The organism is Paraglaciecola mesophila (assembly GCF_009906955.1).
In the GTDB taxonomy this organism is placed as follows: Bacteria; Pseudomonadota; Gammaproteobacteria; order Enterobacterales; family Alteromonadaceae; genus Paraglaciecola; species Paraglaciecola mesophila_A.
The window spans coordinates 3,708,929-3,735,289 of sequence record NZ_CP047656.1 but is presented as its reverse complement, the minus strand read 5'-3'; the positions used below and the strand labels follow the sequence as shown (position 1 = coordinate 3,735,289).

The following is a 26,361-nucleotide window of genomic DNA, read 5'->3' as shown; positions in this document are numbered from 1 at the left end:
TATCTCTTACTTTAATGTTCAAATCTGGTTATTTGTTAACGCTAATTAGCAAACCGTCATATGTGTTACCGTCTGATGAACAGATATAAAAAAATGGCCTCAAGGCCATTAAATATGCGGTCCCTAAATGCTAATTCCACAACAGCAAGTATCTTTTATTTATTGAGTATTGTCACGAATGTTAATGAAATAGTTGCCTCTTGTTCATTCAAGAGAAAAATCTCGTTCATAATCTGACACATCACTCTTTATTCTCGCTGTATCCGAGGCGGTACTAACGTACTAACGTTGCACCGCCTCGAACAAGGTTAAGCTACCACATCTTCACGGGGACTAACATCTTTACCTACGCTGGTGATATATTCCTGTAACTTAGCCTCAGCTTCGTCTCCGAACAATATTTCACATGCCTCGCGTAACCCTGGTGCGGCAAGAATATCTTCTTGGCGTACCACTAGCGATATTTTCGAACGTCGACGCAAGAAGTCTTCTAATTTAGTGACCATTTCTCGTTGTGCTGCGTGCTCAATTTCTACTCGTAAATATTCAGAGTTTTCAATTAGCAACTCTGCCTTTTCCGGGTTTTCACGAATGGCTTCAAGCATATTAATGGCGTTTCGTCCATAGCGACGCCAAAAACGCGATGTCAACGGCTCAGAAGACGTCGCCGGTGTTAAGGCATCAAAGTTCATCAACTTGGCTCTGTGGAAAAACTCATCCCGTACGCTATCGTCTGGTTCTCCGTACCATTTAAAATCGGCGTACGGTAAATCAATGCCAAACTCTTTTACGATACCCGCCACTTCATCGCCAACATTAATACAATCTGTCAGCTTGCCGCCGAAAATAGACATGTATTTGTGCTGAGCATTTTGATCAATAGCGTGCTTGCGCGAAAGTTGTACCCAATCGGCCTTACCGCCATTACCTTTTATCGCTAATGGACGAACCCCGCAGCGTTCAGCAATGACATCTTCCTTGGTCAGTGGTTTATCAAGCGCAAGAAGCTTATTAACATTGTCGAGTACAAATTGGCGATCTGCCTCAGTCACATGTGCGTAGGGGTTATCCACTTGGGTATCCGTTGTCCCGATGCAGGTTTTTGGCCCCATAGGGATAACGAAGAATAAGCGCCCATCGTCAGCGAAGAACGTCAGTACTTTGTTGCTGTCTGTCACGCGATCAACGATTAAATGAATACCTTTTGAAAACACATGATGATGCTCCGTTTTTTCATCATTCAATTCATTCAGTGGGTCAACAAAAGGACCAGCAGCGTTTATCAACACTTTAGAAGATATCTCAAATTCTTCGCCAGTTAAGCTGTCTTTGGCTTTTGTGACCCACACATCATCTTTGCGGGTAGAGCCAAGCGACTCAACATAGTTAGCGGCAATGCACCCGTAGCTCATGCTTGAGCGGATGAAGTTAAACACAAAGCGCGCATCATTATCTTGTAAATAGGCATCTGAATATTCAAAGCCACCACTGACGTTTTGAGTATTAATCACCTTTTCTAACGATTTGATTTTACCGCCGGTGAGGTAGTTCGGCATTCTGGTGAATAGACGTCCCATAAACCAGTACAGCAACGTTCCCATATAAATGAATGCAGGTGGAAAGCGAAAGCCTTTTTGAATACTGGTCAAGAAGCGGATCTCTTTCACCGTTGATGGATAGCTACGCATCAAGTGATTTCTGCTTTTACACAGCTTGTTTACCAAACCATATTCGTAACTTTCAAGATATTTAATCCCACCCCAGGCTAAATTTGAAGAGTTAGAACTGGTAAAGCCCGCGAAATCACCTTTGTCAATCAACGCGACCTTCACACCTTTAGCAGCTAACGCCGCCGCGGCCACGGCGCCATTAATGCCGCCGCCAATGATCAATGTGTCAAACGTCCCTTTCGGCAATTTACGGATGTTACTCTTTCTCAGGTTGTTCATGTCTCTTCCGATAATTAAATTTAATTTAAACGTTATTTTGCTGCTTCAAGGCCGTCATTACTGCCCCAAGCTAATTTTGCTCGTTGTCCTAATACAAAACGATTAATGAACAAGGCAAAGCTAATGCATGACACTAGAGTGATTGGCATAAGATGGATGTAATGCAACGTTGTATACACAGGCGAGAAATCAAAAGTCAGTGAGCCGTATAGCAATACGCCGAAAATCACAGCTGCAATGCCCGCTCTTGCATCAACATCTTTGAACACCAGCCCCACCACGAATATTGACAATATTGGCATACTTAATAAACCATTTAACTGTTGCAACAAGTTAATAATACTGTCGGCTTGCTGATAAATAGGGACCAATACCAATGACAATATCGTCAACATAGCCGTTACCCAGCCACTTAAGCGCACTACGTTAGGGTTATCGTTAACGTATGCCTCGTGAATATCACATACGTATAAAGCCGTCGCTGAGTTCAATAAACTGTTGTACGTGGAAAGTACGGCCGCTGCCATCGCCGCTGCAAACACGCCAGTTAGCCATAGTGGCATCACGTCTCCTACAATTCTGCCATAAGCAGCATCACCGATATCGCCGTACAATTTAAACGACACAATACCTGGTAGAACGATAATTGCGGGTACGATTAGAATGCGAATACCTGCTGCGGCAAATACACCTTTTTGCGCTTCTTTTACATTTGGTGCAGCCATAGCACGCTGGGTAATCGTTTGGTTAGTCCCCCAGTAATACATTTGAATGAATATCATGCCAGTAAGCAGTGTTGGCCAAGGTAAAGGCGAGTCAGGACCGCCTACAAGCGTCAAGCGCTCAGCAGGAATACCTGTGAAGTCAAAATCGATAGCAGCAAGGGATAAGAATACCACTAAAACCGCCATGGTCAGTAACAATACCCCTGAATACGTATCAGATACCGCTACCGCGCGCAAACCGCCGAAAATTGCATACACTGCACCCAACGCAGCAAAGGCGATGGCGATGTACATGAGTGGAATGTCTACGTTGAACATAGTTTGCATAAATAGTGACCCTGAGTAGATTACTGCAGGCATGTATATCAGCGCATTCCCCAAGAAAAACAACATACCGATAACCGCTCGAATATGCTTATTTTTATAGCGTTTTTCTAATAATTCCGTGGTCGTCGTACAATTGTATTTGTAGTAAATAGGAATAAAGACTTTTGCCAGAATAATCAGACCGATAACCGCTGCGAATTCCCACCAAGCAAGTAATGCCATTTGGTTACCGTTCATACCTACCAATTGATCTGTACTCAAGTTAGTTAAGGTAATAGAGCCTGCAACGAACATCCAAGTTAAGCCACCGCCAGCTAAGAAATACTCCTTATTTTGGCTTTGTTGGTTGTGTCCATGACCGCGGCATTTCAAATAAGTCAGCAAGCCAATAATGCCTGTAACCAAGGCGAATACCGCCGCTTGAACCATATTTTCTGACATCTGATATTTCCTCGACAATCATGTGTTTTGCACGATGATTGCTATTTATGTGCTTAATAATCTAGACTTTTGCCACCCTGATATGTGGCAAAAACAAAACAAGTGTAAAGGGTTAAGACGCCACTCTATCTTTCGCTACTTCGATTTTAAGTTGAGTGATCTTATTATGGGCATTGCGTTCATTGTGCTTTCTAAGTAATAAGTTGAGCTGGTAAATAGAGAGCAACATGGCGTGTATCGCGATCAAATATCCACTCTCATTTAATGCTGATATCGTTTCAGTCGTTAAACTTTGCAATTTATCTTCATCGATGGTGCACAGGCCAGCAATATTTTGGGTGTTTCCATCTTCGAATATTAATTGCAAGTCGATAGGTTTAATTAGACCTAGTGACTCTGCTTCTTTCATAAAACGATAAGTGTCTATGTCTTGCTTGATACTTGCTTCAAGCAAGTTTTTCGCTTTGCTCAAATGCATAGATGCTCTACCGGCACTATCAAAAATAGCTTCACCGCTATCTTTCGAAAAAGCGTCGCTGGTTTCTAAAATGCCAATGGTGTAGCTATTTTCCGCCTTAGGAGACTGCATCAAATAAAACGGATAGGTTTGTAAACTGATGGGTTGATAAATAGCATTCCAGCGTCCTTGCTCTACAAACACATTTTGCATCGGCTCAAAACTACCAAGTGCTGATAACACCCAACTACCGTCTTGCTGGTTACGTGAGAAAAATAAAGGAAAATTGGTGGCTGCTTTTCCTACCTCTGGCACGCGAAGGCGCATAAGCTGTTGGCTAGCTGCAAAGTCAGCGAGGCAGCTTTCGCGAAGTTTTAATTCTTTATGTAGGGTATTGCTTAATTCAACAAGTGTGCTCATGGTTATCTCATACTCTGGGTGCTTAACCACCGCTCTATATATTCTCTGTGAGGAGGAAGGGTTTCCAGCAACTGCTGCGTAAGCTGTTGATTACGCAACATTATCTTCTGAGCATTGTGTTGCTGATTATAAAGATGAGGCTGGCGACTAAAGTCAGGCTTAAACCCCATGCCATACAACACATATTGATAACTTGCCGCAGGGAATAGCTCGATTGCAGCATCAAAATCCGCACTGATCGGCCCACGAAATTTCCATAACGCTAAATCTTCTTTCAATGAATCAGGAATGGAATCCGGATCGGTATGCGCCTGCCAATATGGCTCAGGACGTTTGGTCAACATGTAATGTAATTTAAGAAAATCGAGAATACGGGACCAGCGATAAGCCATTTGCTGATTAAAGCGCTTGGCGATAATCGGCGTTAAACTCGCATCCGGCGGAATGTTATCCGCAATAAAGCGGGCTGAGATTTCAACCAACATAATAGCGGTGGCTTCTAAAGGTTCGACAAAACCAGCGGACATACCCACTGCCACGCAGTTTTGCTTCCAAACTTGTTCTCGATGCCCTGATTTAAAGCTAATCTTACGTACTGGGATATCATCTGACTTGGGGCCTAAATAACGCCGCAAATTTGCTTCTGCCTCATCATCTGACAAATATTGACTGGAATAAACATGACCAACGCCACGTCTATGGGTTAAACCGATGTCCCATATCCAACCGGCATTCTGTCCTGTTGCTATGGTATGGCTAGCAATAGGACTGGCCGGGTCCTCATAGGGCATATGCAATGCCAAGGCTGAGTCATTAAACAAAACCTTATCAGCACAAATGAAAGGAACATCTAATGCATGACCTAAAAGTAAAGAAGAAAAACCGGTACAATCAACGAACAAATCACCGTCGATTTGCTCTTGGCTAGTCAGTGTAATTGAACCAATAGCACCATCATTGTTTAAATTAACGTTATCAACCGTGCCAATTACTTGAGTCACGTTGAGGTTATTTTTACAGTGCTCTTTAAGTACTTCAGCAAACTCGCCCGCATCAAGGTGGTAGGCGTAATTACACTGGCCTTTGTATTCGGCCTCAGCCATTGAGCGCGGCGCCAATCCGGCCTCACAGACATGGTGTTGAAAGTTAGACTCTACAGCGTAATGCTCGATATTTTCTACGTACGGCGCTAGATCTATTCGACCGTAACCAAGAGGAACAGTAAAAGGATGATAGTAAAAGTCGCCATTACCATGCACCCAGTCGACAAACTTACCACCTTGCTTAAACCCCGCGTGGCAACGCGCAAACACCTCGCTTTCTTTTAAACCAATTTGTTGCAGCGTATTCTTCATGGTAGGCCAAGTACCTTCCCCGACCCCGACCGTGGGAATATCAGAAGATTCAACCAGCACGATCTGCAATCCATTGTTATCGTCTGTTTTATGCTGAGCAGCAATAATAGCGGCCGTTAACCAACCTGCAGTGCCGCCACCGACTATGACTATTTTATTTACTGCTTTTGACATGAGTGGATTAGTCCGCGTAGTAACAAGTGTGAGAACGATAGTTTGCACACTATTATCTTTCTAACTTAAGTGAGGAGGTAAACACTTAAATTACCGTTAAATAACCTACCCAATAAAGCCTGACATCCTTTATGGGGTACCTTATTCAACCTATTATTTTATAGGAAAAATGGCCCGCTTAATACTAGCGAGCCATGATGTTGTAATCAGATATGCGCAGCATGAAATCACACACTGCACTTATTTGTAACAAGCTTAGAACTTGGCGCGAACGCCCACTGCATAGCGAGCTCCGTTGTCTTCAATCGAGTAAACCTGATTGTCGAAACGGCCAGTTTGCACTAACTCTTCTTCCGTTACGTTAATACCTTCTACGAACACGGTGAAATTTTCGTTGATGTCATAACTTGCACTGACGTCCCATTGACCAAAGGTTTGCGTGTTAATAGGCTCGCCATTAAACCCGTTATCAACGTTACGTAAGAATGCTTCACGGTTGTTAAATGCAATACGTGCTTGCCAATTGTCTTGCTCGTAGAAAACAACCAAGTTTTGCGAATCGCCTAAGCCTTCCAAGAAGTCTGTATCAGCGTTAACGACAGTGGCATTCGCCATAACACCAAAACCATTTTCGAATACGTGAGTCAACGCCACTTCGTAACCTGTTACTTTGGTTGTCTCGGTATTTTGCGGACGACTAACCGTATAAACCTCGCTTGCTCCATTCAATTCTTCAGTGTTTGCCACTACATCGAAATCAGGGCGAGTATCATCTAGAGACAGACCAACTGCACACAAGTTATCGCCAGTGTCGTTGTTACATCTGAATCCATCAGCTGCGGTACGATCAGAGAAAGTAAACGTCTCTTCACCGGTCAAGGTCACGATAAAGTCTTCAACTTCTTTGCTAAATACCGCAAAAGTGAAGTAACTTGCATCGGCGTAATACCACTCGAACGATAAATCCCAGTTTTCAGAGGTAAACGGCTTAAGCGACGGGTTACCACCACTTGCCGTTAAGTTTTGACGACGAGGCTCATTGAAGGTTGTCGCTGGTGATAACTGAGACATAGTTGGGCGTGTCATTGAATCATATACAGAGAAACGTAAAACCATTTCATCAGTAAGATCTAACTTCACGTTCACACTTGGCAATAAGTTTGCGTAGCTGTCACCCTGTTCAATGTCAGTCGCTGGGCCAAACTCGTTCGAGAACAAGGTTAAATCCGTTGTAGGAACAACATCTTTAATAAAGCTTTGAACTGCAGCAACACTGATATCAGTTTCAGCATAACGCGCACCAACATTTACGGCTAGCGGCATATCACCAATGTCATACAAGAAGGTGAAGTCTAGGTATAAGCTCGTAATGTCTTCGTTGATAGTATAACGGTTGTTTTGTAGCGTAGGTACAATTGGGTTACCCGATGCAGCAAGGAAATCTACATAGGCATCACCGTCATAACTATAGAAGGTTTCAGGGTAGCCAGAGAAAAAGTTCTTCGCTGTGAAAGGTTCAAACCCGATTGTGTCAATTGGCGCTTCAGTACCATAACCACAGAATGCACATTGGCTACCATAAATTTGAAATGCTGATTTTTCACGCTCTTGGCGATAAACACCGAATTGTGCTTTTTGGAAAACATCTGAATCTGCTAAATACACAAAATCAGCTTTAAACTCATTAATTTCGTCTTCGTCAGTAAAGGTCAAGCCTTTTTCGTTGTAGTGTAAACGTGCACGGTTCGCATCAGGTAACGTGTCGCCACCAAACCCTTCGTGAGATACAACAGGTACACCGCTTGTCCCGTCAAACGCGTAGTTATTAATAATACCCACTACGTTAAAACGGTCCTTACCGGCACGATCATTCTCAGCAGATGACGTTGATAAATCGAAAGTACCTTTTAGTTGAGGGGTGATATCCCACTCAACGTTTAATCCGAAACCATCGCTTTGAGAGTCACGTGAATTACGCGTATGAGATACGAAATCAGATGCGGGGTCACCGCTACCACCGTGGATACCAATTTGCTGATCGAATGTGAGCAACGTGCCGGTTGCGTCGTCAATCGTAGCATTCGCTACGCGGTCAGGTTCAAACCATGCCGCTAAATCCGTCACTTGTGAGTCTACTTCGAATTTAGACACGAAACCATCAAGGGTGATATTCACTTCATCCGACGGTGCGAATTGGAAAACCAAGCTTGCGTTAGTACGAGTACGCTCTTGCTGATCAATAACCTGATCCCAGTTACGTGGTATATAAGCGTTGGTGAACAATACACCGTCGTCACGGTTAGAGATTGTTTGACCAGGGCGCCAGCCGGCAGTACCCACCTGGTTAATTTGAATATCACGCTCTTGACGAGAAACGGCTAAAAGCACACCCATTTTGTCGTCGTTAAAGGTGTTACTAACAAGGAAAGAAGCAGACGGAGAAGTTTCTTCAGAAAGGGTTTCGTACATACCTTTCACTGAACCGATAAGCTGGAAGCCTTCATAGTCGAACGGGCGTGCGGTCGAAACATTAATTGTTGCACCTATGCCGCCTTCTTGCAGGTTAGCACGTGTACTTTTGTATACGTCAGCGCCAGTAATTTGATCTGCCGCTAGTACGTCAAAGTTAAACTCACGACCACCACTGTCAGTGGCCAATTGGCGACCGTTAACCAATACAGTGTTAAATTGAGGACCAAAACCACGCACGGTAACAGCTTGTCCTTCACCACCACTACGGTCGATTGAAACACCCGTTATACGTTGCAAAGATTCAGCAACGTTCAAGTCAGGGAATTTACCTAAATCTTCTGCTGCGATGCCGTCAGAAACAATAAGCGCTTCTTTTTTATCAGACATTGCGCGTTTTAAGCTGCTAACAATCCCGCGAACCTGAATCACTTCAAGATTGCTGTCGTCGCTTGCTTCTTGTGCTGTTGCTTGCATAGATAAACCAGCAACAGTAGGTACTAATAGGGCGGTTTTAACTGCCGACCAAAGATATGATTTTTTCATGGGATGTGCCCCGTTTGTGTCCTGTTAATATGATGTGTTCTTTGTTTTTCTGGCGCTTTGCAAGTTTACCGTTCCACTCAAACTACTCGCATAACTATAGGATCATGCCACTCAGCTCACCTAGTGATATGTATGTTAAATAGTATTAATACAATTTGTCAACATATGCGCAACATGACTAAGGTCTAAAACTGGATTCAACTCAACCATTCAAAACGGTCCAATAAAACCAGGAAAGTTGTTACTTTTCATTGGCTTGCCAATTAAAAACGACGAGATTAATGAAGTAAATAAGAAACAACCTTTAACAGCATAGTCGCTAATGAGTAGAGTGCTTTTGTCTTTGGTTAATTAAAGGTAAAATTTACCGCATCCTTGATTTCAGTGGCTTGTAGCGCGCTCTCTAGGTTTCAAATATAGGCCACAAATTTCACAATATGTTACCAGAAGTTAAATAATACTATTTATATGCTTTAAAAAACGCGTAAAATACCCTATTCATTTAATTCTGAACATATTTACTTAATTTAGGGCCTCCTTATGACGCAACATGCCGCACAATTCATTGCACTTCATGGGCAAAAAAGCAGTCTGATTTTAGATGTTGGGTACGATACTCCACAGATCATCTATTGGCGTGCCAAGCTATCAGAACAATCAACCGGCGACATGATGCGCGCGTTGCGGTTACGTCAAGAAGCACCGGTGTCACCTATTGTTGAGCTTGATTTGTGTCTTACGCCTACTTCAGGCCAGGGTTTTACCGGCTTACCAGGGTTAAGTTTGCACGGTGACGCGGATCAGTGGGCGGCGAATCCTAAATTAAAATCAATTGTGCAAGATAACGAACACAGTGCAACATTAACCAGTATTGATGCTGCCCGCGGTGTACAAGTTGTAGTTACAATTAAGCTAGACGCTGAAACTGATGTTCTTACCTTTGATACCGCGTTAAATAATATAACCGATCAATCAATCACTCTAGACTGGTGCGCTGCGGCGACGATCCCTACACCAGCGGATTTTGATCAAATTATTGGCTTTGAAGGTCATTGGGCAGGAGAGTTCCAACAACATACCTTGGATCAATTTTTTGGTTCATACGTGCGCGAAAACCGCCGAGGTAAAACCTCCCACGACAGCTACCCAGCGCTATTACTCCACCCAAAAACCACCAATCAAGCTCAGGGTGAAGCCTACGGATTTCATTTAGGCTGGAGCGGTAATCACAAGATCGTCGCTGAGAAAATGGCTGACGGGCGCTCTTATGTACAAATGGGCGAGTTGCTTTTCCCTGGTGAAATTGTGCTAGAAAAAGATCAGAGCTATCAAACCCCTACATTGTTTGCTAGCTATACAGACCAAGGCTTATCAGTGCTATCTCAGCAGTTTCATCAATATGTACGTAGTCATATTATCCGCCAAAGTGTCCACGATAAGCCCCGCCCTGTACATTACAATACTTGGGAAGGCATTTACTTCGACCACGACGTAGCGACGCTTAAAGATCTCGCAGAACGTGCAGCCCAAATGGGTGCTGAGCGTTTCGTTTTAGATGACGGCTGGTTCAATGGACGCAACGATGACACTGCTGGTTTAGGGGATTGGTATGTGGACAAAGCGTTTTATCCTCAAGGCCTCACCCCTGTCATTGATCACGTAAAAGCGCAAGGCCTAGAGTTTGGTTTGTGGTTTGAACCTGAAATGGTCAACCCAGATAGTGAGCTTTATCGTCAGCATCCTGAATGGGTGTTGGGTAACGAAGTTAGCAAACAAATTAACTGTCGAAATCAATTGGTACTCGATTTATCTCGACCAGAGGTCTTTGACTATTTATTTGAACGGCTAGATTCGTTGTTATCAGAATATGATATTAGCTATGTAAAATGGGATATGAACCGCGATTTAAATCATCAAGGCAACCATAGCGGCAAGCCTGGTGGGCACAATCAAATACATGCTGTTTACCGTTTGCTTGACAAAGTGCGTGAAACCCATCCGAATGTTGAAGTAGAAAGCTGTGCTTCAGGCGGTGGTCGTGCTGATTATGGCGTGCTTGCACGTACGGATCGCGTGTGGACGTCAGATTCAAACGATGCACTGGAGCGTTTGAAAATACAAAATGGCTTCTCTTATTTCTTGCCTGCTGAATTGATGGGCTCACATGTTGGCCCAAGAGAATGTCACATTACCCACCGCACTGTATCTATGGAAATGCGTGCCTCTGTCACCTTATTCGGTCACATGGGCATGGAAATGGACTTACGCGAGCTAACCGACGGGGAAAAAGTCGAACTTAAAGCCATGACCGACTTGTACAAGCAACATCGCGCCTTAGTGCACAGTGGTGACTTATTCCGCTTGGAGCTTCCCGCATATATGAATGGTTTAGGTATCGTTGCCAAAGACAAGTCTCAAGCACTTTTTTCGTATAGCTTAGTCGCATGCAGTTCAGCCACCTTACCTGACCAATATAGATTTGCCGGTTTAGAGAAAAATAGCCAATACAAACTCGATATTATTTGGCCAATCAAAAATACCGATAAATGGCCTAAATCCGGTTTATTTGGGTTTGCTAACCATCTGGGCGCTGTAGATGGTGAAATTTTTAGCGGCGAATTACTTATGCAATTAGGCATGCAAATGCCGCTATTGACTCCGCAAAGCAGCTTGCTATTTCACCTAACGAAGGTCTAGCCTGCAAACACTTAGCCGCGCTTGCTTAGCAAGTGCGGCTTTTCTCTTGCGTTCTTTGCCTACTCTTTACTTTACGTATCCTTCTTCTATACCATCCATATACACACCACTTTCCTCCGTGTGTACAAAACGATTTGCCCTCAAACAGTCATATTATAAAAAGTATAATCAAAGGAACGACATGAAAACCTTACACAAAACTGCATTATTCATTGCCTGTACGCTGGCTTTTTCCAGTTCGGTGCACGGAGCTTATCAAGCCTCTGAAGAAGCAACTCAGCTAACTCAAGACACGATACTCATCGATTCACACATTGATGTTCCCTATCGCGTCAACGAGCAATGGGTAGACGTCACTAAAGCCACCGAAGACGGTGATTTTGACTACCCGCGGGCAAAGGCAGGTGGCTTAAATGCCCCTTTTATGTCTATTTATGTGCCGGCAAGCTTAGATGATTCAGATGAGTCCACGGCCTTGGCCCACAAATTAATTGATTATGTTGAAGCGATTGTTGGCCGAGCGCCAGATAAGTTTGCCATAGCCAAAAGCGTAGCGGATGTTAAAAGCCAGTTTGAACAAGGCTTGATTTCACTACCTATGGGCATGGAAAATGGATCTCCTATTCAAGGTGATTTAGACAATCTGAAGACATTCTATGAGCGGGGGATTCGTTATATCACCCTTGCCCACTCACAAAGTAACCATATTGCCGATTCGTCCTACGATATACGCCGTAAATGGAAAGGATTAAGTCCGTTCGGTAAAACCCTTGTCACCGAAATGAACAATATCGGCATTATGGTAGATATTTCTCATGTATCAGATCAGGCATTTTATCAAGCTATCGACATTAGCAAGGTGCCTGTTATTGCTTCTCACTCATCATTGCGCAAATTCACACCGGGTTTTGAGCGCAACATGGACGACGACATGATCAAAGCTCTAGGTGAAAATGGCGGGGTGATACAAATCAATTTCGGCTCAACGTTTGTGAGCAAACTTTCGCAGAATTGGCGCAACCAAATGACAGCCAAGCGCAAGGCATTGGTGGATAAAGAAGGCGAGGACAGCCCCCTTGTCGCCGCGTTTGATGAAGAATACATTGCAAAAAATCCCTTTCCCTTTGCAAATGTAGATACTGTCCTTGATCACATTGACCACGTAGTAAAACTAATTGGAATTGACCATGTGGGCATTGGTTCTGATTATGACGGTGTGGGTGACTCACTACCAGAAGGCCTAAAGGACGTATCCACCTATCCGAATTTAGTACAAGGTTTGATGGATCGTGATTATTCAGAAGCTGACATTAAAAAAATATTAAGTGGTAACTTTTTACGTGTTTGGCAAGCCGTTGAAGACTACGCCGCGAAGCATTAACGTTTAATCAATCACTAAAAAAGCCCGTTTAGTGCTACGAACGGGCTTTTTTGTGGCTCTTGATAAGTATCTTTAAATTGTTGCCAAGCGGATAATTATTTACTGGAATTAGTATAATAACTACTTGGCGTTTTCCCCTCGATAAAAACGAATACCTGTAGCCCATCTGTCTGCAAACCCTGGCCATGCCTTCGTCAGCTTGCCGTCGGCATCTTTTACCTGAGTAGCATTGTCACGCTGAGGGAGGTAAGCGCATTTGCCGTCATCTTTTTTCACGAAGCAATCTAAAAACGCCAAACTCATGTGCTCATTTATCCGATTAAGCTGCTCGTTATTCCAACTTGGTTCAATGTAGTGACCTAAATCCGCGTCAGTTTCGTAAGCGACTTTTGGCGCTGGGTGAGGCGCGATATTATGACGTGCATTTTCATAGACCATTAAATATTTATTTTCGCTGCCGGTTTGTTCAAATAGCTTTTTAACGCCTTTTTCATAACCAGACACATCATCTTGGTCCCCTGCTACATACAAGCTAGGAACCGTTATTTCATTCATCGATTTCGCACTGTGCACTGATGTTTCGCCGCCCCAAGGAGCATAGGCAATCATGGCTTTCCAACGTGGATCAACAGACTCTCTGCCAGCGGCACAGCTATTAAACACAGGCATCAATTGTCTGGCTGCATCCTCCGGAAAACCTAAACGCTGCAAGCCCTGTTGGTGAAAGTCGTAACAGGCACCAATGGTGTTTATTGCCCCATAGCCGCCCATAGAATATCCAATCACGGCGGCATCATTAGTATTGGTAATGTGAGCAATATCGGAATTATCTTGGCTAAAATAGTCGAGCACGAATTGCTGATCCCGTGCACGGTTAATTAGCGTACTCGGAAACCCAGAAAAGCCAGCGTTCACAAAGTCAACATCTTGGGTTGTTGAGTCAGTATGATCAATGCCAACAACCACATAACCATGGCTGGCTAAGTGTTCACCAAGATAGTACATAATCGTACGATAGCCCGTATAACCATGAGATAACACCACAAGCGGATACGCCCCGTCACTTTTCGGTTGGGCATCTCTATGCGCCGTTCCCTCAAGGCTAAAAGGCTTGTGTAGCCGAGTGACATTTTCATAGCTAGCCTGTTGTGTTGTAGCCGCTTGAGATTGTGCCGGATACCACACTTCTAATGTTAAGGGACGATCAACCTGTGAGGTGAAATCCTGAGTATTAAGTTGTTTTTCATGCACAACGTCAAGGGTTTTCACACCAACTGTGTACTGCCCTGGCAATGCTAACTCTGGGGTTATGGGTAGTTGTTTGGTGTATAACTGTTCTGGGGTTGGCGCGGCGGTAGCACTTGCAGTAATACTCATTGCGACGCTGATGAATGCAACGAGTGTTTTACTGTTGATGTTCATTTTCATGGAGTCTCTTGTCCTAATTAACACATTTTGTTCACATCACCCGAAGTTATATTATTTGTATGATTTAACGCAATCATCAATAAGTCGACAGCGGGTACTAACGCGGGGGATCGATTTGCCCACCAATACTGTTATTCGTTCGAAACCAACCAGCGATACTGTAGCGATCCCGTTTAGCCGCGCGGACTTCATGGGGAAATTGTTCACTCAAAAAAATGACACATTGGTTGAAAATAGGCTCTACTATCAAAAATGGTGATACTTCTTCATCATGAAACATGAGTAACTCACCTTGATCAGCTTCGGTCCAATCCGCATTTAAATAAACAACACTACTGAGTAAGCGATTGCTGCTTCCTTTAAAGGCATCCACGTGACGTTTGTAAAAATCCCCGGGGCCATAATGCGCATAATGACTTTCGTAATCGAATAGGCCGAGAAATAATCGACGATTAATTTCTATGCGCAAATTTTCCATAAGTTTCAAAAACAAGCCTTGAGATTCACTTTGACCGGTTATCCATGCAATGCTGTCACTACGTACATTGGTATTCACTTGTTGAAGTTGCTCTCTCCCAATAGCCGCTTGTTTGAAATTGAGACGCTGGTCACTGCATGCCTCAAGGTATAGGGCATTTATCACTAATTGAGGTAAAAAATCTTGAACGACACAATAACCAGTGATCGTGAGTTGTTCACAGATATGCGCGATCACCTGCTCGTCTAAGCAGCCTGCATCGTGTGTTTGCATCGAGTATAAAATCCTAATGAAGTGGCTCAGCGGCCATGGGGTTAAGTACTAAGAGAGATGCCAATCATTGGCATGTAAGTTTATAAGTTTCGTGTCGCTAGATAAGTTTGTAAAATAATCGCTGCATCATGACTTGCGCGATGACGTTTCGCTTTGGTTTGAGACAAAATACGCGATTTTGTTTCGTGCCAGTTATCCATCTGTCGTTCATTCAAAATTAGGTCTAACTGGCTCAACTCAAAAGCCATGCGCATGCCTGCACTTTCATATAGGCGTGATAACCATGGGCTGTCGACCACCCAGCCGTCGGAATATGCTGTTCTCCCATATAAAAGTTGATTGAGTTCAATACACACTTGTTGCACCGGTGCACCTTTTTCAAGCAACATACTGCGACTGATCCCATGCAGACCTTGTGCTTCTTCGCTCCAATGTTGCCAATCAGTCTGCGGGCGAATAAGACGACAAAAACGCGTATCATTGTCCATCGCGACACCCACCTCGATGGGATAGCTGTTAGCTCCAAACCCACTGGCCTCAATGTCGAGGATAATAGGCGAATTCACGCTACTACGCACTAAAATAAACTCCAATTGCGGCAACGATCTTCGTCACACTATCTGTTTAAATTCGTTTCTATGAACAGGGGGTTACTGATCAAACGCTAGACCCATTTGATATAGCGTATTCTTTTTCAGGCCATATTGCTGAGCAACAACTGCAGCGGCTTTCTTAGGAGGCAGTTCGGCCATCAAGAGTTTAAGCAACTTCAATGCCTCTTCTGGAATATCATTAACATCCATTTTATGTCCAGCAACCATTAACACGAACTCTCCGCGCTGATGATTCGAATCTGCATGGAGCCATTGAAGTGCCTCACCTGCGCTGCCTGAGTAAAAAGTCTCAAACGCCTTACTCAACTCCTTGGCTAACACAACCCGGCGTTCACAGCCTAGTACATCAACGATAGCTTGCAAGGTATCGGCGACTCTTCGTGGAGACTCATAAAATACGCTAGTTGCTGTTTCACGTTCGATAGACTCAAGTACTTGAGCCTTGGCTTGTTGTTTTGCGGGCAAAAAGCCTTCAAAGCGAAATCTATCAGTTGCCAGCCCCGCCCCGCTTAAGGCGGTTATGGCGGCACATGGGCCTGGCAATGGAATAACCTCTACGTTATTCGCTCGACACTGATTCACTAATCCGTACCCAGGATCACTTATTAGCGGGGTTCCCGCATCTGAAATTAGTGCGATATTCGTCCCTTGCTGCAGCTTTTCAATGAGCTGCGTTGCCCGCTGGCTTTCATTGTGGTCATGCAAAGAAATTAAGCGCGTTGAAATAGCAAAATGCTGCAAGAGCTTTTGGCTATGACGCGTGTCTTCAGCGGCAATCAAATCCACTTCTTTTAAAGTTCGAATTGCCCGTAGGGTAATATCTTCTAAATTTCCAATCGGCGTTGGAACAATAAACAAACTTCCGAAATCTGCCACTATGTAAGCCTTTTAACAATGTTATCGCTATTTTACCTTGTAACTTCCCGTTTCCCTACGTTCTCAGCAGGTAGATATTTGTCAGCGTTGGTATAAACTAACGGGCGAATTATCAAGATGTTAGATGAGTGCACTTTTAATGAAATTAATCAGGTCGGTAGTGGTTGTTAGCCTAGTCGTTTTTATGGCCTCGTGCGCGGATACGCCAAACAAAAAACACACGGTAAAACGCCCAGATACTAAGGTAGTGCAGCCTAACCAAGAGCTTAACAGTCAATATTACCTAAACCAAGCGCAACGTCATTATGAGGCCAGCGGGGACATAACCCAACGTAACAGCTTATTGTTACAGGCTGCGGCTACGCTCCAACAAGAAAAAAACTGCAATGCCAGTATCAAGCTACTTAATATTTTAACACCAGAGCTTATCCATCCAGATCATCAGCCTCAAGCCCAGTTGTTACTTGCACAATGTTATATGCAGTTACCTACTCCTGCAGTTGCACAAGCGCAGAAACTAATGACTAGGTTGTCCAAAAGTCAGCTCCCTCCTGCTCAAATCAGTGCGTTGCAAGCACGTATTGACGAGCACCAGCACGCTTGGCTGGCAGCAAGTGAAAACTTGATAGCTGCAGGTAATCTAGACCAAGAGCATAGCTTACGCTTGTGGCACGCTATAGGTAACCTAACGAGTAAACAAGAAAAGCAGGCTGTAATCAATGAGCCTAGACTAAAATCATGGATCGAACTCAAGACGATTGTTCAGCAGCAAGGGACCCTTCCTGAAAAACTCAACTCTCAGGTAAGCCAGTGGCAAGCCAAGCATAACTCTCATCCGTTGGCGGCCATATTGCCTGATACATTACTAAGCGCTATGACGCGAAAAGCGATTTCCCCCAAACGCTTAGCGGTATTACTTCCACTTACTGGACGTCTAGCAAGTCAGGGCAATGCGATTAAGGATGGCGTCGTAGCCGCTTATTTAGCACAGTTAAATGCGCCTAGCGGGTTAGGAAACGAAGCCCCACTTACCAGTCCAGAGTTACAGTTTTTCGACTCTGCCTTAAAAACACCTGAAGAGTTAAAAGAGCTAGTGGCTGATTTTGATGTGATTATAGGCCCTTTATTAAAAGAAAAAATAGCTAAGCTCATTACTTTACTTCCAAAAGATAAGTCTGTTTTAGCGTTAAACCGCATTGACTCAATAGTCAGCAATTTGCCTGATTCAAGCCTAGCGGACTTAGATGAAAGCCCAGCGGATTCGGCTGAAAACACGACAAGCAGCGATATATTGTCTGCACAGCCACCATCACAGCCAGACCCAATCCTCAGCAATGACCTGTCACAAAACAGCGCACCTGAGGTTTTTTACTTTTCTCTTGCTCCAGAAGATGAAGCGATTCAATTAGCAAAACATATCCATACGTTAGGCTTTCGTCATCCAATCGTCTTAGCAGCTGACACCAGCACCACTCAACGTATGTCGGACGCGTTTGTTGAGCAATGGCAACACAACGGGCAACAGCAAGACTACGTTGCGCCTGCCACAGGCACCTTCACCGACAGCAAAAACATGCGCAAGCTCGTATCTGAATTGTTGGACGTCGCGCAAAGCCGCCAAAGAGTGAGACAGATTGAGTTACTTACCACTACCGAAGTGTATGCAGTGGAGCGAAACCGGCGAGATGTGGATGCAATTATTCTATTTGCGAACCCTGAACAAACTGAACTACTTAATCCGATTATTGAGTCAAGCTTGAGCCCTTTTGCGGCCCGTGAAATCTCTGTTTTTGCTTCGTCAAGAAGCTACACCCTTGAGCTGACTAAAAACAGTATACGAGATTTACGTAACCTTACATTTATTGATATGCCTTGGATGATGCCAAATAACCCTTGGTCAACGCTGGCGAAAGACGTACGAGCATTATGGCCACAAAGCCAGGATAACCTATTACGCTTATTCGCTTTAGGCTATGACGCCTACAATCTAGTGCCTAAGTTACGCCACTTAAAACTTTTACCCATTGCATCTGTTCAAGGACTAAGTGGTGATTTAAGTATTAGCGCTGACGGCGAAATTCATCGCGTCTTACCCTGGGCGAAGGTTGCACAAGATAGGATCACTCCACTTGCCATGGACTAACCCTTTACGCTCACTGAGCAAAGGTGCGCTGGGTGAAGCTCGCGCACTAACCTATTTACAGCAACAAGGGTTAGCCCTTGTAACACAAAATTACCGATGCCGAAGCGGTGAAATTGATATTATTATGCGTGATGGGCAAGAGCTGGTCTTTGTTGAGGTAAAATTTCGCAGCGGCCAACAATTTGGTAGCGCAGTAGAATTTTTTCATCCACATAAAAGAAAAAAGTTTGAGTCAGCCATTCAGCATTACATGCTCGACAATCAGCTTAACCCTTCGTTAATCGCCCACAGAATTGATATAGTCGGCATAGATGTATTAAGTAATAACGATGATAAAATCAGTTGGTTAAAATATGTATAACCACCTCTCGTATTGGAGTACGAATGTTAGAAAGCGTTAAAGCGAATTTTACTGAGAGCATTCAAACCATGATTGCCTCATTAGAAGAATTACCAGAGCCAATTGCCCTTGCAACACAAATGATGGTCAATGCCCTTATCAACGGAAATAAAATTCTTAGCTGTGGCAATGGCGGTTCTGGGGCGCATGCACAAAGCTTTTCATCCCAAATGCTAAACCGATATGAACGAGAAAGGCCGAGCTTACCCGCTATCGCCCTAAGTACAGATACATCCACCATTACCTCAATCGCAAATGACGACAGTTATGATGAAGTGTTTTCCAAACAGGTCCGCGCCCTAGGGCAGGCAGGAGACATTCTACTCGCCATATCACCCACTGGTGCCTCAAGAAATGTGGTTAGTGCCATGGAAGCCGCGTTGAGCAGAGATATGACCATTGTTGCATTAACCGGCCAAGACGGCGGGGAAATGGCCGGCTTACTTGGCCCTAACGATGTTGAAATTAGAGTCCCGTCAAGTAGAGCGGTACGTATTCATGAAGTACACCTTTTAGTTATTCATAACTTATGCGAAGGAATAGACGATTGCCTATTTCCAGAAACCTCACAGGAATAATGACGTGTTAAATTACCAAGCTAAATTACTCATCGGCGCCTTGTTAGCGCTTACTCTTTTACAAGGCTGTGCAGCCTTAGTGGTAGGCGCTGGTGTAGGGGCAGCTTCGGCCGCTCACGATCGTCGCTCTTTGGGGACCCAACTAGACGATAAGACCGTATCTAGCCGCATATCTATTGCCTTATCTGATAATAAAGCGATTGACGAGCAAGCCAATATCCACGTTCATGTGTTTAATGGCTCTGTACTGTTAGTCGGTCAAGCGCCTAGTGAAACGCTAATTAATCAAGCACAAGTCGCTGCTACATCAGTCAAAAACATTGAAAAACTACACAACCAAATTCGTTTGGGCTCTCCGGTATCAGCAAGTACGACAACTCACGACGTGTGGTTAACATCAAAAATTAAAGCGAACTTAGTGGCCGATAAACGTATTGATGGTTTTCATATTCACGTTGCGGTAGAAAATTCAGAAGTCTTTTTGATGGGCTTAGTGAGCACTAAGGAAGCAGAAATCGCGGCGACAATAGCGCGTAATATTGACGGCGTAAAACAAGTCATAAAAGCATTTGAGTATTTATAATCCGAACATTAAAAAGGTGCCATTTGGCACCTTTTTAGCTTTCGTCTCGGCTAACTTACTTAACAATCGTTAGATTGGGCTTGCCTTTTTTACCTTTACTCGGTGTCGGCTTGGGATCAGGTGTATCCGAGGATTGAACTGGGGTCGGCATTAAATCACTACCATCATCCTCAAAATCATCTTCCGGTGTAAACACTGTACCCGCACCATTTTCTTTAGCATATATGGCCAAGACGGCCTTACAAGGCACAACAATACTGCGTGGTACACCGCCAAAACGAGCGTCAAAGGTTATTTCCTCATTTCCCAGCAATAACTTGCCACAGGATGCAGGAGACACGTTAAGCACTATCTGACCATCGCGTACATGTTCTTGGGGCACCAAGGTACCTGATACATGCGCATCAACCACAATGTAGGGCGTCAAATTGTTATCCACGATCCATTCATAGAATGCGCGGAGTAAATAAGGTTGATTTGATGTCATAATGTCACTTCCCACTAAAGAGGGTTATGAATTTCGCGTTCTTGGTCGGTCAAAGAGGCTTTGAACGAACTTCTTTCAAAAATACGATTCATGTAAGTACGTACATCTTTCGCGCCATTTCCAGTCAATTCGATACCAAGCGAAGGTAAACGCCACAATAGCGGTGCTAGGTAGCAATCAACCAAACTGAACTCTTCACTCATAAAGAAAGGGGTTTCGGCAAACAATGGCGCTAAGCTTAACAAGGCTTCACGTAACTCATTACGCGCAGTTGCTACATCGCCTTTACCCGCTAGAATTTGCTCTGCTAGTACGTACCAATCATTCTGAATACGATGCATAGTCAAACGACTTTGTCCACGAGATACAGGGTATACTGGCATCAATGGAGGGTGAGGAAAACGTTCATCCAAATATTCCATGATGATATGAGAATTATAAAGCACTAGCTCTCTATCTACCAAGGTGGGAACTGTGCCATATGGATTCAAATCAATTAAATCTTCAGACAGGTTGTTCTTCTCAATATAGCTGATTTCAACTCCCACACCTTTCTCAGCAAGTACGATACGTACCTGATGACTATAAATATCAATGGTGTCTGAGAACAACGTCATGATAGAACGTTTATTTGTGGCTACAGCCATTAAGCTTCCTCCTAAATTCAGATTTTCTGCTGTCTTTATTTCATTCAAAACACGCAGAAAACCCAATTATCACTATGTTAACGCCTCAAATAAGGACATATTAATAGCAAAACGGTAAATTAATCTACCAGTGATAAGAAAGGGGCGCTGAGCCCCTTAAAATTTTGCGGATTATACATTAACTTTTGTTGAATTAATGCACATCTCTCCAATAATCTTTCTTGAGCAAGTAAATAAGTACAAAGAATACCAACAAGAAGACCAATACCCAACGGCCGATACTTTCAGACTCTAGACGTGAAGGCTCACCGGTATAAACGAGATAATTCACTAAGTCTAAAACAGCGCTGTCATATTCTTCTGGACTTAACTCCCCCGTACCATCAGACTTGATACCCACATAACGATCAACCATTTCTCCGTCAACCATATGCTGCTCAGTTGTTTTGCGCGGCACACCTTGTAGCTCTTGCAACACATGAGGCATTCCCACTTCTGGAAACACTATGTTGTTCACACCAAATGGGCGACTTTCATCAACGTAGAAAGTGCGTAAGTAGGTATACAACCAATCAGCGCCTCGTACACGTGCAACCAAGGTTAAATCTGGTGGTGGAGCACCAAACCACTTAGCAGCCGACTCAGAAGGCATACCGTTCTTAATAAACTCGCCTGGTTTTTCGCCAGTGAATTGCAAGTTTTCTTGACCAAGCTCAACGGGAATGCCTAAATCGGCAAACGCACGCTGATAGCGTTGGTACTGCATTTGGTGACAACCTAAACAGTAATTTTGGAAGAGTTTGGCACCGTTTTGTAACGAGGCCTTATCTGTTAAATCATAGTTAGCCGTGTCTAAATGGACACCACTACTGGCTGCAAATACTGCATTAGGCAATAAAAATGCTAAAACGAGTATTAACTTCTTCATCCTGTAATCCTCGCTGGAACTGGCTTCGTTTTTTCATTCTTACTGTAAATCCACAGTAAGAAGAAGAAGCCGAAATACATTATGGTCAAAATTTGCGAAGCGATAACTTTCCACGCTTCTTGTGGTGTACCACCTAAGTAACCTAGGAAGATAAACACACCTGCAAACACGATCAGGTTCCAACGATGCAAACCACAGCGATAACGCCAAGATTTAACACGTCCTCGGTCAATCCACGGAAGCAATGCAAGGGCTACAATTGCCGCGAACATACAAATAACACCGCCGAGTTTATGCGGTACAGCTTTCAAAATGGCGTAGAAAGGCGTGAAGTACCAAACTGGGAAAATATGCTCAGGTGTTTTAAGCGGGTTCGCAATTTCAAAGTTTGGATGCTCTAAGAAATAACCACCCATTCCTGGGTTAAAGAACATGACGTAACAGAACGCAATCAAGAACAAGCTAAACGCAACCAGATCTTTTAATACAATGTGTGGGAAGAAAGGCACAATGTCATCGACAATATCGTACTTACTTGTGTAGTACTCATGCATCTTAAACTTAGTCTTTTCTTCTTCTGACAACGAACCTTTCTTGCGCTTAACGTCGGTGCCATCAGGGTTGTTTGAGCCCACTTCATGAAGTGCCACAATATGTAAAAACACCAAGATAACGATAACAAGCGGTAAGGCAATAACATGTAAAGCGAAGAATCGATTCAATGTTGCCCCTGAAATTACGTAGTCACCTTGGATCCAAACAACCAAGTCTGGGCCAATAACTGGAATAGCACTGAACAAAGATACGATTACCTGTGCGCCCCAATATGACATTTGTCCCCAAGGTAAAACATACCCCATGAAAGCTTCAGCCATTAGCGCCAAGTAAATGAACATACCAAATAACCACAGTAGCTCACGTGGTTTCTGGTAAGAACCATAAATCATCCCACGGAACATGTGCAGGTAAACCACAATAAAGAAAGCTGAGGCCCCTGTACTGTGCATATAACGCAGTATCCAGCCATATTCCACATCTCGCATGATGTATTCAACTGAAGCGAAAGCACGTTCAGCGGAAGGCTCAAAACTCATGGTCAGCCAGATACCAGTTACCAACTGATTCACTAGTACGATGGTGGCTAAAAAGCCAAACACATACCAAAAGTTCATGTTGCGTGGTGCAGGGTATTGAATCGCATGCATGTTAGCCACACGCATAATGGGTAAGCGATATTCAATCCAATCCATTAAATTTTTGAACATGTTATGCTGCCCCTTCTTCGGAACCAATCAAGATGGTGTTGTCATCTATGTACATATACGGTGGAACAACCAAGTTAAGAGGTGCAGGAACATTATTAAATACACGGCCGGCCATATCAAATTTTGAACCGTGACACGGGCAGTGGAAACCTTCTGGAACGCCTTCTACGTATTCTTCAAACGCACCGTCTTTCAGGTGTTGAGGAGAGCAACCTAAGTGAGTACAAATACCGACCAGCACCGAGTACTCAGGTTTAATCGAGCGATATGAATTACGAGCGAATTCAGGCTGCTGATCTTGTTCAGAGTTAGGATCTTTCAACAAATCATCAATTTGGGTCAATGATTCAAGTAATTCGGGTGTACGTCTGGTGATCCAAACTGGCTTACTACGCCAAATGACGCGTATAAGCTGCCCAGGTTCGATTTTACTTATATCTGCTTCTACATCTGCACCCGCTGCTCGTGCTTTCACGCTTGGGTTCCATGACCCGATGAAAGGTATAGCAGCACCTGCAACACCGACTCCACCGACAACAGACGTTGCGACAGTCAAAAAGCGACGTCGGTTATTGTCTTGCGGTTGGTTTTCGGTAACAGACGAATCATTCGCATCTAATGATACATTGCTCATCCAATAATCTCCGAGGGTTGAATTTGCTCACACTTCTTTGCAAAAAAAGCTTTAAATGGCTTACGCACTAAAAGAAGTTATAGTTTTGTCATTAACCGAAAATGATAAAAGAAAACCCACAATAAATACAAGGAATTCGTCAATAAAACGAAGAAATACCGAGACTTAAGGGGGAAAATCGTACATGACGGCATTTTGGCCAAATAACAGCCAAAAAAAACCCGGCAAATAGCCGGGTTTCGAATTCGTAAAACGATTAACGTTTTGAGAATTGTGGACGCTTACGCGCTTTGTGTAGACCCACTTTCTTACGTTCAACTTTACGTGCATCGCGGGTTACGAAACCAGCTTTACGTAGAGAAGGACGAAGTGTTTCATCAAATTCCATCAACGCACGAGTGATACCGTGACGAATCGCGCCAGCTTGGCCGCTGATTCCGCCGCCAGCTACAGTGACGTAAAGATCGAATTTTTCAGTCATCTCAACCAACTCAAGTGGTTGACGAACTATCATTCGTGCTGTTTCACGACCAAAGAATTCATCTAGAGGACGTTTGTTAACAACGATGTTACCACTACCTGCACGAAGGAAAACACGAGCGGTAGAGCTTTTGCGGCGACCAGTGCCGTAGTATTGAGTATCTGCCATTTTCTATGCTCCTTAAATGTCTAAGACTTGAGGCTGTTGAGCAGCGTGTTTATGCTCAGGACCAGCGAAGACTTTCATTTTGCGGAACATATCGCGTCCAAGAGGACCTTTTGGCAACATACCTTTAACCGCTTTTTCAATGATCATCTCTGGCTTGAAGGCTTGTAACTTCTCAAAGTTAGTCTCTTTAAGACCGCCTGGGTAACCAGTGTGAGAGTAGTACATTTTACCTTTAGCTTTGTTGCCGGTAACAACTACTTTCTCTGCGTTGATCACAACAATGTAATCCCCTGTGTCCACATGTGGTGTGTACTCAGGCTTATGCTTTCCGCGTAAACGGCTAGCAATTTCAGTCGCTAAGCGACCTAGTGTTTTGTCTGCGGCGTCTACCACATACCATTCACGTTTTACCGTTTCAGGTTTTGCAACAAAAGTTTTCATCTAATATTACCCAAAAAATATATGTCTAAATGTTACGTTGTTTCTGATATTTCAAACCGAAGTTTGCAACCACAGAAACCGCTAAAATCAATACCATGACCCCTTCGAGTCGTATGATTCTTCCACTTTCCCAAAGTGGGTGTAACTGGGCAGGGCGCGAATTATACAGATGTTTTTATTAAACGCGAGCAGAAATTGTGCATTTTTATTAAGCGTTATCAAGAAAAATAATCACAATTTGCTAAGAGCAACGGGCATTGCAGGGGATTTGCCTCGGAACAAATCCTCTGCAAAGGCGCAAGATCCACAGCAAATTTTTGCTATCCGTATGCCTTAAATAAAGGCGCTTCACTATAGACTTCGTTGAATATGTCAAAGAAGCTTGGGCTTACGCTTAAATTCATCGCGATACCTAGACCTTTGGCTAAATCACTAGCCGATACAATGCCACGTATTTGATGCTCCTCACTATCAACCACCAAACAATGTTGCAACCCGTTGGTTTTAAGCATTTCTACCACGTCCCCAACACTCGAGCGTTGCAACTCTCGGTATAAGATGACTTTTAAATCTTCTTTACCCCGCATAAAGTGACGCACGCAAAGATCAGGTCTTTCAATACCTGACGCGATACGCTTGATTTTCTCCTGGTCGTTTAAATCATCTAGGCTGATAACACCGATAAATTTGTTGCTAGCGTCTAAAACAATTTTAAGACGCACTTTTTCTTCAATCATACGCTGTTCCACTTCAGAAATAGGCGTATCGGCTTGAATAACTATCGGTTTCGTTTTTTTGAAATCGGTAAATACAGAGGTCGCTGGCGATTCTAAGCTAATACCTTGAAAGGTTTCAGGCCAAGCTAATTCATCTAATTGGTTTAGTTCGTAAAGGGCTATATTTTTCATGATCTTCTTCCTAAACCTTAATGCTGGGATATACCACATTAAGATTCTTCTTAAATTAATTTATTTACACCATTGCCGTGAGCAATGC

Annotated in this window: 23 protein-coding genes; 6 read left to right on the top strand and 17 right to left on the bottom strand. The window is 43.6% G+C overall.

Features of this window, described 5'->3' with window-relative positions:
• Window positions 1-308: 308 nt before the first annotated feature.
• From FX988_RS16005 to FX988_RS15985, 5 genes are all read right to left on the bottom strand, one after another.
• Window positions 309-1,949, bottom strand: a complete 1,641-nt coding sequence (locus FX988_RS16005) for a glycerol-3-phosphate dehydrogenase/oxidase (protein WP_160181116.1) — start codon at window positions 1,947-1,949, stop codon at window positions 309-311.
• 32 nt (window positions 1,950-1,981) lie between these two features.
• Window positions 1,982-3,442, bottom strand: coding sequence for an SLC5 family protein (locus FX988_RS16000; RefSeq protein WP_160181115.1), 1,461 nt, complete (start codon window positions 3,440-3,442; stop codon window positions 1,982-1,984).
• A 112-nt stretch (window positions 3,443-3,554) separates the two neighbouring features.
• Entirely contained in the window at window positions 3,555-4,319 is a 765-nt protein-coding gene (locus tag FX988_RS15995; protein WP_160181114.1) for a SapC family protein, read from the bottom strand.
• Between the two features lie 2 nt (window positions 4,320-4,321).
• The gene (locus FX988_RS15990; protein WP_160181113.1) at window positions 4,322-5,848 is read right to left on the bottom strand and encodes a tryptophan halogenase family protein; all 1,527 of its coding nucleotides are present in this window, start codon (window positions 5,846-5,848) and stop codon (window positions 4,322-4,324) included.
• Window positions 5,849-6,103: 255 nt separating this feature from the next.
• The gene (locus FX988_RS15985; protein ID WP_160181112.1) at window positions 6,104-8,863 is read right to left on the bottom strand and encodes a TonB-dependent receptor; all 2,760 of its coding nucleotides are present in this window, start codon (window positions 8,861-8,863) and stop codon (window positions 6,104-6,106) included.
• A 540-nt stretch (window positions 8,864-9,403) separates the two neighbouring features.
• Between FX988_RS15985 and FX988_RS15980 the strand changes: the two genes are divergently transcribed.
• On the top strand, window positions 9,404-11,560 hold the full coding sequence (locus tag FX988_RS15980) for an alpha-galactosidase (protein WP_160181111.1): 2,157 nt from the start codon (window positions 9,404-9,406) through the stop codon (window positions 11,558-11,560).
• Between the two features lie 181 nt (window positions 11,561-11,741).
• Window positions 11,742-12,941, top strand: a complete 1,200-nt coding sequence (locus FX988_RS15975; RefSeq protein WP_160181110.1) for a dipeptidase — start codon at window positions 11,742-11,744, stop codon at window positions 12,939-12,941.
• A gap of 120 nt (window positions 12,942-13,061) precedes the next feature.
• On the opposite strand, the gene FX988_RS15970 is transcribed toward FX988_RS15975, so the two are convergent.
• From FX988_RS15970 to rsmI, 4 genes are all read right to left on the bottom strand, one after another.
• The gene (locus tag FX988_RS15970; RefSeq protein ID WP_160181109.1) at window positions 13,062-14,369 is read right to left on the bottom strand and encodes an alpha/beta hydrolase family protein; all 1,308 of its coding nucleotides are present in this window, start codon (window positions 14,367-14,369) and stop codon (window positions 13,062-13,064) included.
• A gap of 97 nt (window positions 14,370-14,466) precedes the next feature.
• A complete protein-coding gene (locus tag FX988_RS15965; RefSeq protein ID WP_160181108.1) occupies window positions 14,467-15,120 on the bottom strand; it encodes a 2OG-Fe(II) oxygenase in 654 nt (217 codons plus the stop codon).
• Window positions 15,121-15,200: 80 nt separating this feature from the next.
• The gene (locus tag FX988_RS15960) at window positions 15,201-15,698 is read right to left on the bottom strand and encodes a hypothetical protein (protein WP_160181107.1); all 498 of its coding nucleotides are present in this window, start codon (window positions 15,696-15,698) and stop codon (window positions 15,201-15,203) included.
• A 72-nt stretch (window positions 15,699-15,770) separates the two neighbouring features.
• Entirely contained in the window at window positions 15,771-16,610 is an 840-nt protein-coding gene (gene rsmI, locus FX988_RS15955) for a 16S rRNA (cytidine(1402)-2'-O)-methyltransferase (protein WP_160181106.1), read from the bottom strand.
• 139 nt (window positions 16,611-16,749) lie between these two features.
• On the opposite strand from rsmI, the gene FX988_RS15950 reads away from it, so the two are divergent.
• Genes FX988_RS15950 through dolP form a run of 4 tightly spaced genes read left to right on the top strand, consistent with a single transcriptional unit; the run spans window position 16,750 to window position 20,314 of the window.
• The gene (locus FX988_RS15950; protein ID WP_160181105.1) at window positions 16,750-18,753 is read left to right on the top strand and encodes a penicillin-binding protein activator; all 2,004 of its coding nucleotides are present in this window, start codon (window positions 16,750-16,752) and stop codon (window positions 18,751-18,753) included.
• A complete protein-coding gene (locus tag FX988_RS15945) occupies window positions 18,740-19,114 on the top strand; it encodes a YraN family protein (RefSeq protein ID WP_160181104.1) in 375 nt (124 codons plus the stop codon). The genes FX988_RS15950 and FX988_RS15945 overlap by 14 nt, the downstream gene beginning before the upstream one ends.
• Before the next feature lie 23 nt (window positions 19,115-19,137).
• On the top strand, window positions 19,138-19,731 hold the full coding sequence (locus FX988_RS15940; RefSeq protein ID WP_160181103.1) for a phosphoheptose isomerase: 594 nt from the start codon (window positions 19,138-19,140) through the stop codon (window positions 19,729-19,731).
• A 4-nt stretch (window positions 19,732-19,735) separates the two neighbouring features.
• The gene (dolP, locus tag FX988_RS15935; RefSeq protein ID WP_160181102.1) at window positions 19,736-20,314 is read left to right on the top strand and encodes a division/outer membrane stress-associated lipid-binding lipoprotein; all 579 of its coding nucleotides are present in this window, start codon (window positions 19,736-19,738) and stop codon (window positions 20,312-20,314) included.
• A 55-nt stretch (window positions 20,315-20,369) separates the two neighbouring features.
• Here dolP and FX988_RS15930 read toward each other — a convergent pair whose 3' ends face one another.
• The 8 genes from FX988_RS15930 to FX988_RS15895 all read right to left on the bottom strand — a co-directional run bounded on the left by FX988_RS15930 (window position 20,370) and on the right by FX988_RS15895 (window position 26,273).
• A complete protein-coding gene (locus tag FX988_RS15930; protein ID WP_160181101.1) occupies window positions 20,370-20,801 on the bottom strand; it encodes a ClpXP protease specificity-enhancing factor in 432 nt (143 codons plus the stop codon).
• Window positions 20,802-20,815: 14 nt separating this feature from the next.
• Window positions 20,816-21,448, bottom strand: a complete 633-nt coding sequence (gene sspA, locus FX988_RS15925; RefSeq protein ID WP_008302051.1) for a stringent starvation protein SspA — start codon at window positions 21,446-21,448, stop codon at window positions 20,816-20,818.
• Window positions 21,449-21,641: 193 nt separating this feature from the next.
• A complete protein-coding gene (locus FX988_RS15920; protein ID WP_160181100.1) occupies window positions 21,642-22,376 on the bottom strand; it encodes a cytochrome c1 in 735 nt (244 codons plus the stop codon).
• Entirely contained in the window at window positions 22,373-23,641 is a 1,269-nt protein-coding gene (locus tag FX988_RS15915; protein ID WP_160181099.1) for a cytochrome b, read from the bottom strand. The genes FX988_RS15920 and FX988_RS15915 overlap by 4 nt, the downstream gene beginning before the upstream one ends.
• 1 nt (window position 23,642) lies before the next feature.
• Window positions 23,643-24,275, bottom strand: coding sequence for a ubiquinol-cytochrome c reductase iron-sulfur subunit (gene petA / locus FX988_RS15910; protein ID WP_160181098.1), 633 nt, complete (start codon window positions 24,273-24,275; stop codon window positions 23,643-23,645).
• A 256-nt stretch (window positions 24,276-24,531) separates the two neighbouring features.
• Entirely contained in the window at window positions 24,532-24,924 is a 393-nt protein-coding gene (rpsI, locus tag FX988_RS15905; RefSeq protein ID WP_006991013.1) for a 30S ribosomal protein S9, read from the bottom strand.
• Window positions 24,925-24,936: 12 nt separating this feature from the next.
• Entirely contained in the window at window positions 24,937-25,365 is a 429-nt protein-coding gene (rplM, locus tag FX988_RS15900; RefSeq protein WP_006991012.1) for a 50S ribosomal protein L13, read from the bottom strand.
• A 320-nt stretch (window positions 25,366-25,685) separates the two neighbouring features.
• Window positions 25,686-26,273, bottom strand: coding sequence for a CBS domain-containing protein (locus FX988_RS15895; RefSeq protein ID WP_160181097.1), 588 nt, complete (start codon window positions 26,271-26,273; stop codon window positions 25,686-25,688).
• Window positions 26,274-26,361: the final 88 nt, after the last annotated feature.

Excerpts from the sequence above, each read along its gene's own strand:
- FX988_RS16005 (WP_160181116.1), bottom strand. The coding sequence starts at position 1,949 with ATGAACAACCTGAGAAAGAGTAACATCCGTAAATTGCCGAAAGGGACG.
- FX988_RS16000 (WP_160181115.1), bottom strand. The coding sequence starts at position 3,442 with ATGTCAGAAAATATGGTTCAAGCGGCGGTATTCGCCTTGGTTACAGGC.
- FX988_RS15995 (WP_160181114.1), bottom strand. The coding sequence starts at position 4,319 with ATGAGCACACTTGTTGAATTAAGCAATACCCTACATAAAGAATTAAAA.
- FX988_RS15990 (WP_160181113.1), bottom strand. The coding sequence starts at position 5,848 with ATGTCAAAAGCAGTAAATAAAATAGTCATAGTCGGTGGCGGCACTGCA.
- FX988_RS15985 (WP_160181112.1), bottom strand. The coding sequence starts at position 8,863 with ATGAAAAAATCATATCTTTGGTCGGCAGTTAAAACCGCCCTATTAGTA.
- FX988_RS15980 (WP_160181111.1), top strand. The coding sequence starts at position 9,404 with ATGACGCAACATGCCGCACAATTCATTGCACTTCATGGGCAAAAAAGC.
- FX988_RS15975 (WP_160181110.1), top strand. The coding sequence starts at position 11,742 with ATGAAAACCTTACACAAAACTGCATTATTCATTGCCTGTACGCTGGCT.
- FX988_RS15970 (WP_160181109.1), bottom strand. The coding sequence starts at position 14,369 with ATGAAAATGAACATCAACAGTAAAACACTCGTTGCATTCATCAGCGTC.
- FX988_RS15965 (WP_160181108.1), bottom strand. The coding sequence starts at position 15,120 with ATGCAAACACACGATGCAGGCTGCTTAGACGAGCAGGTGATCGCGCAT.
- FX988_RS15950 (WP_160181105.1), top strand. The coding sequence starts at position 16,750 with ATGAAATTAATCAGGTCGGTAGTGGTTGTTAGCCTAGTCGTTTTTATG.
- FX988_RS15940 (WP_160181103.1), top strand. The coding sequence starts at position 19,138 with ATGTTAGAAAGCGTTAAAGCGAATTTTACTGAGAGCATTCAAACCATG.
- FX988_RS15930 (WP_160181101.1), bottom strand. The coding sequence starts at position 20,801 with ATGACATCAAATCAACCTTATTTACTCCGCGCATTCTATGAATGGATC.
- sspA (WP_008302051.1), bottom strand. The coding sequence starts at position 21,448 with ATGGCTGTAGCCACAAATAAACGTTCTATCATGACGTTGTTCTCAGAC.
- FX988_RS15920 (WP_160181100.1), bottom strand. The coding sequence starts at position 22,376 with ATGAAGAAGTTAATACTCGTTTTAGCATTTTTATTGCCTAATGCAGTA.
- FX988_RS15915 (WP_160181099.1), bottom strand. The coding sequence starts at position 23,641 with ATGTTCAAAAATTTAATGGATTGGATTGAATATCGCTTACCCATTATG.
- petA (WP_160181098.1), bottom strand. The coding sequence starts at position 24,275 with ATGAGCAATGTATCATTAGATGCGAATGATTCGTCTGTTACCGAAAAC.
- rpsI (WP_006991013.1), bottom strand. The coding sequence starts at position 24,924 with ATGGCAGATACTCAATACTACGGCACTGGTCGCCGCAAAAGCTCTACC.
- rplM (WP_006991012.1), bottom strand. The coding sequence starts at position 25,365 with ATGAAAACTTTTGTTGCAAAACCTGAAACGGTAAAACGTGAATGGTAT.
- FX988_RS15895 (WP_160181097.1), bottom strand. The coding sequence starts at position 26,273 with ATGAAAAATATAGCCCTTTACGAACTAAACCAATTAGATGAATTAGCT.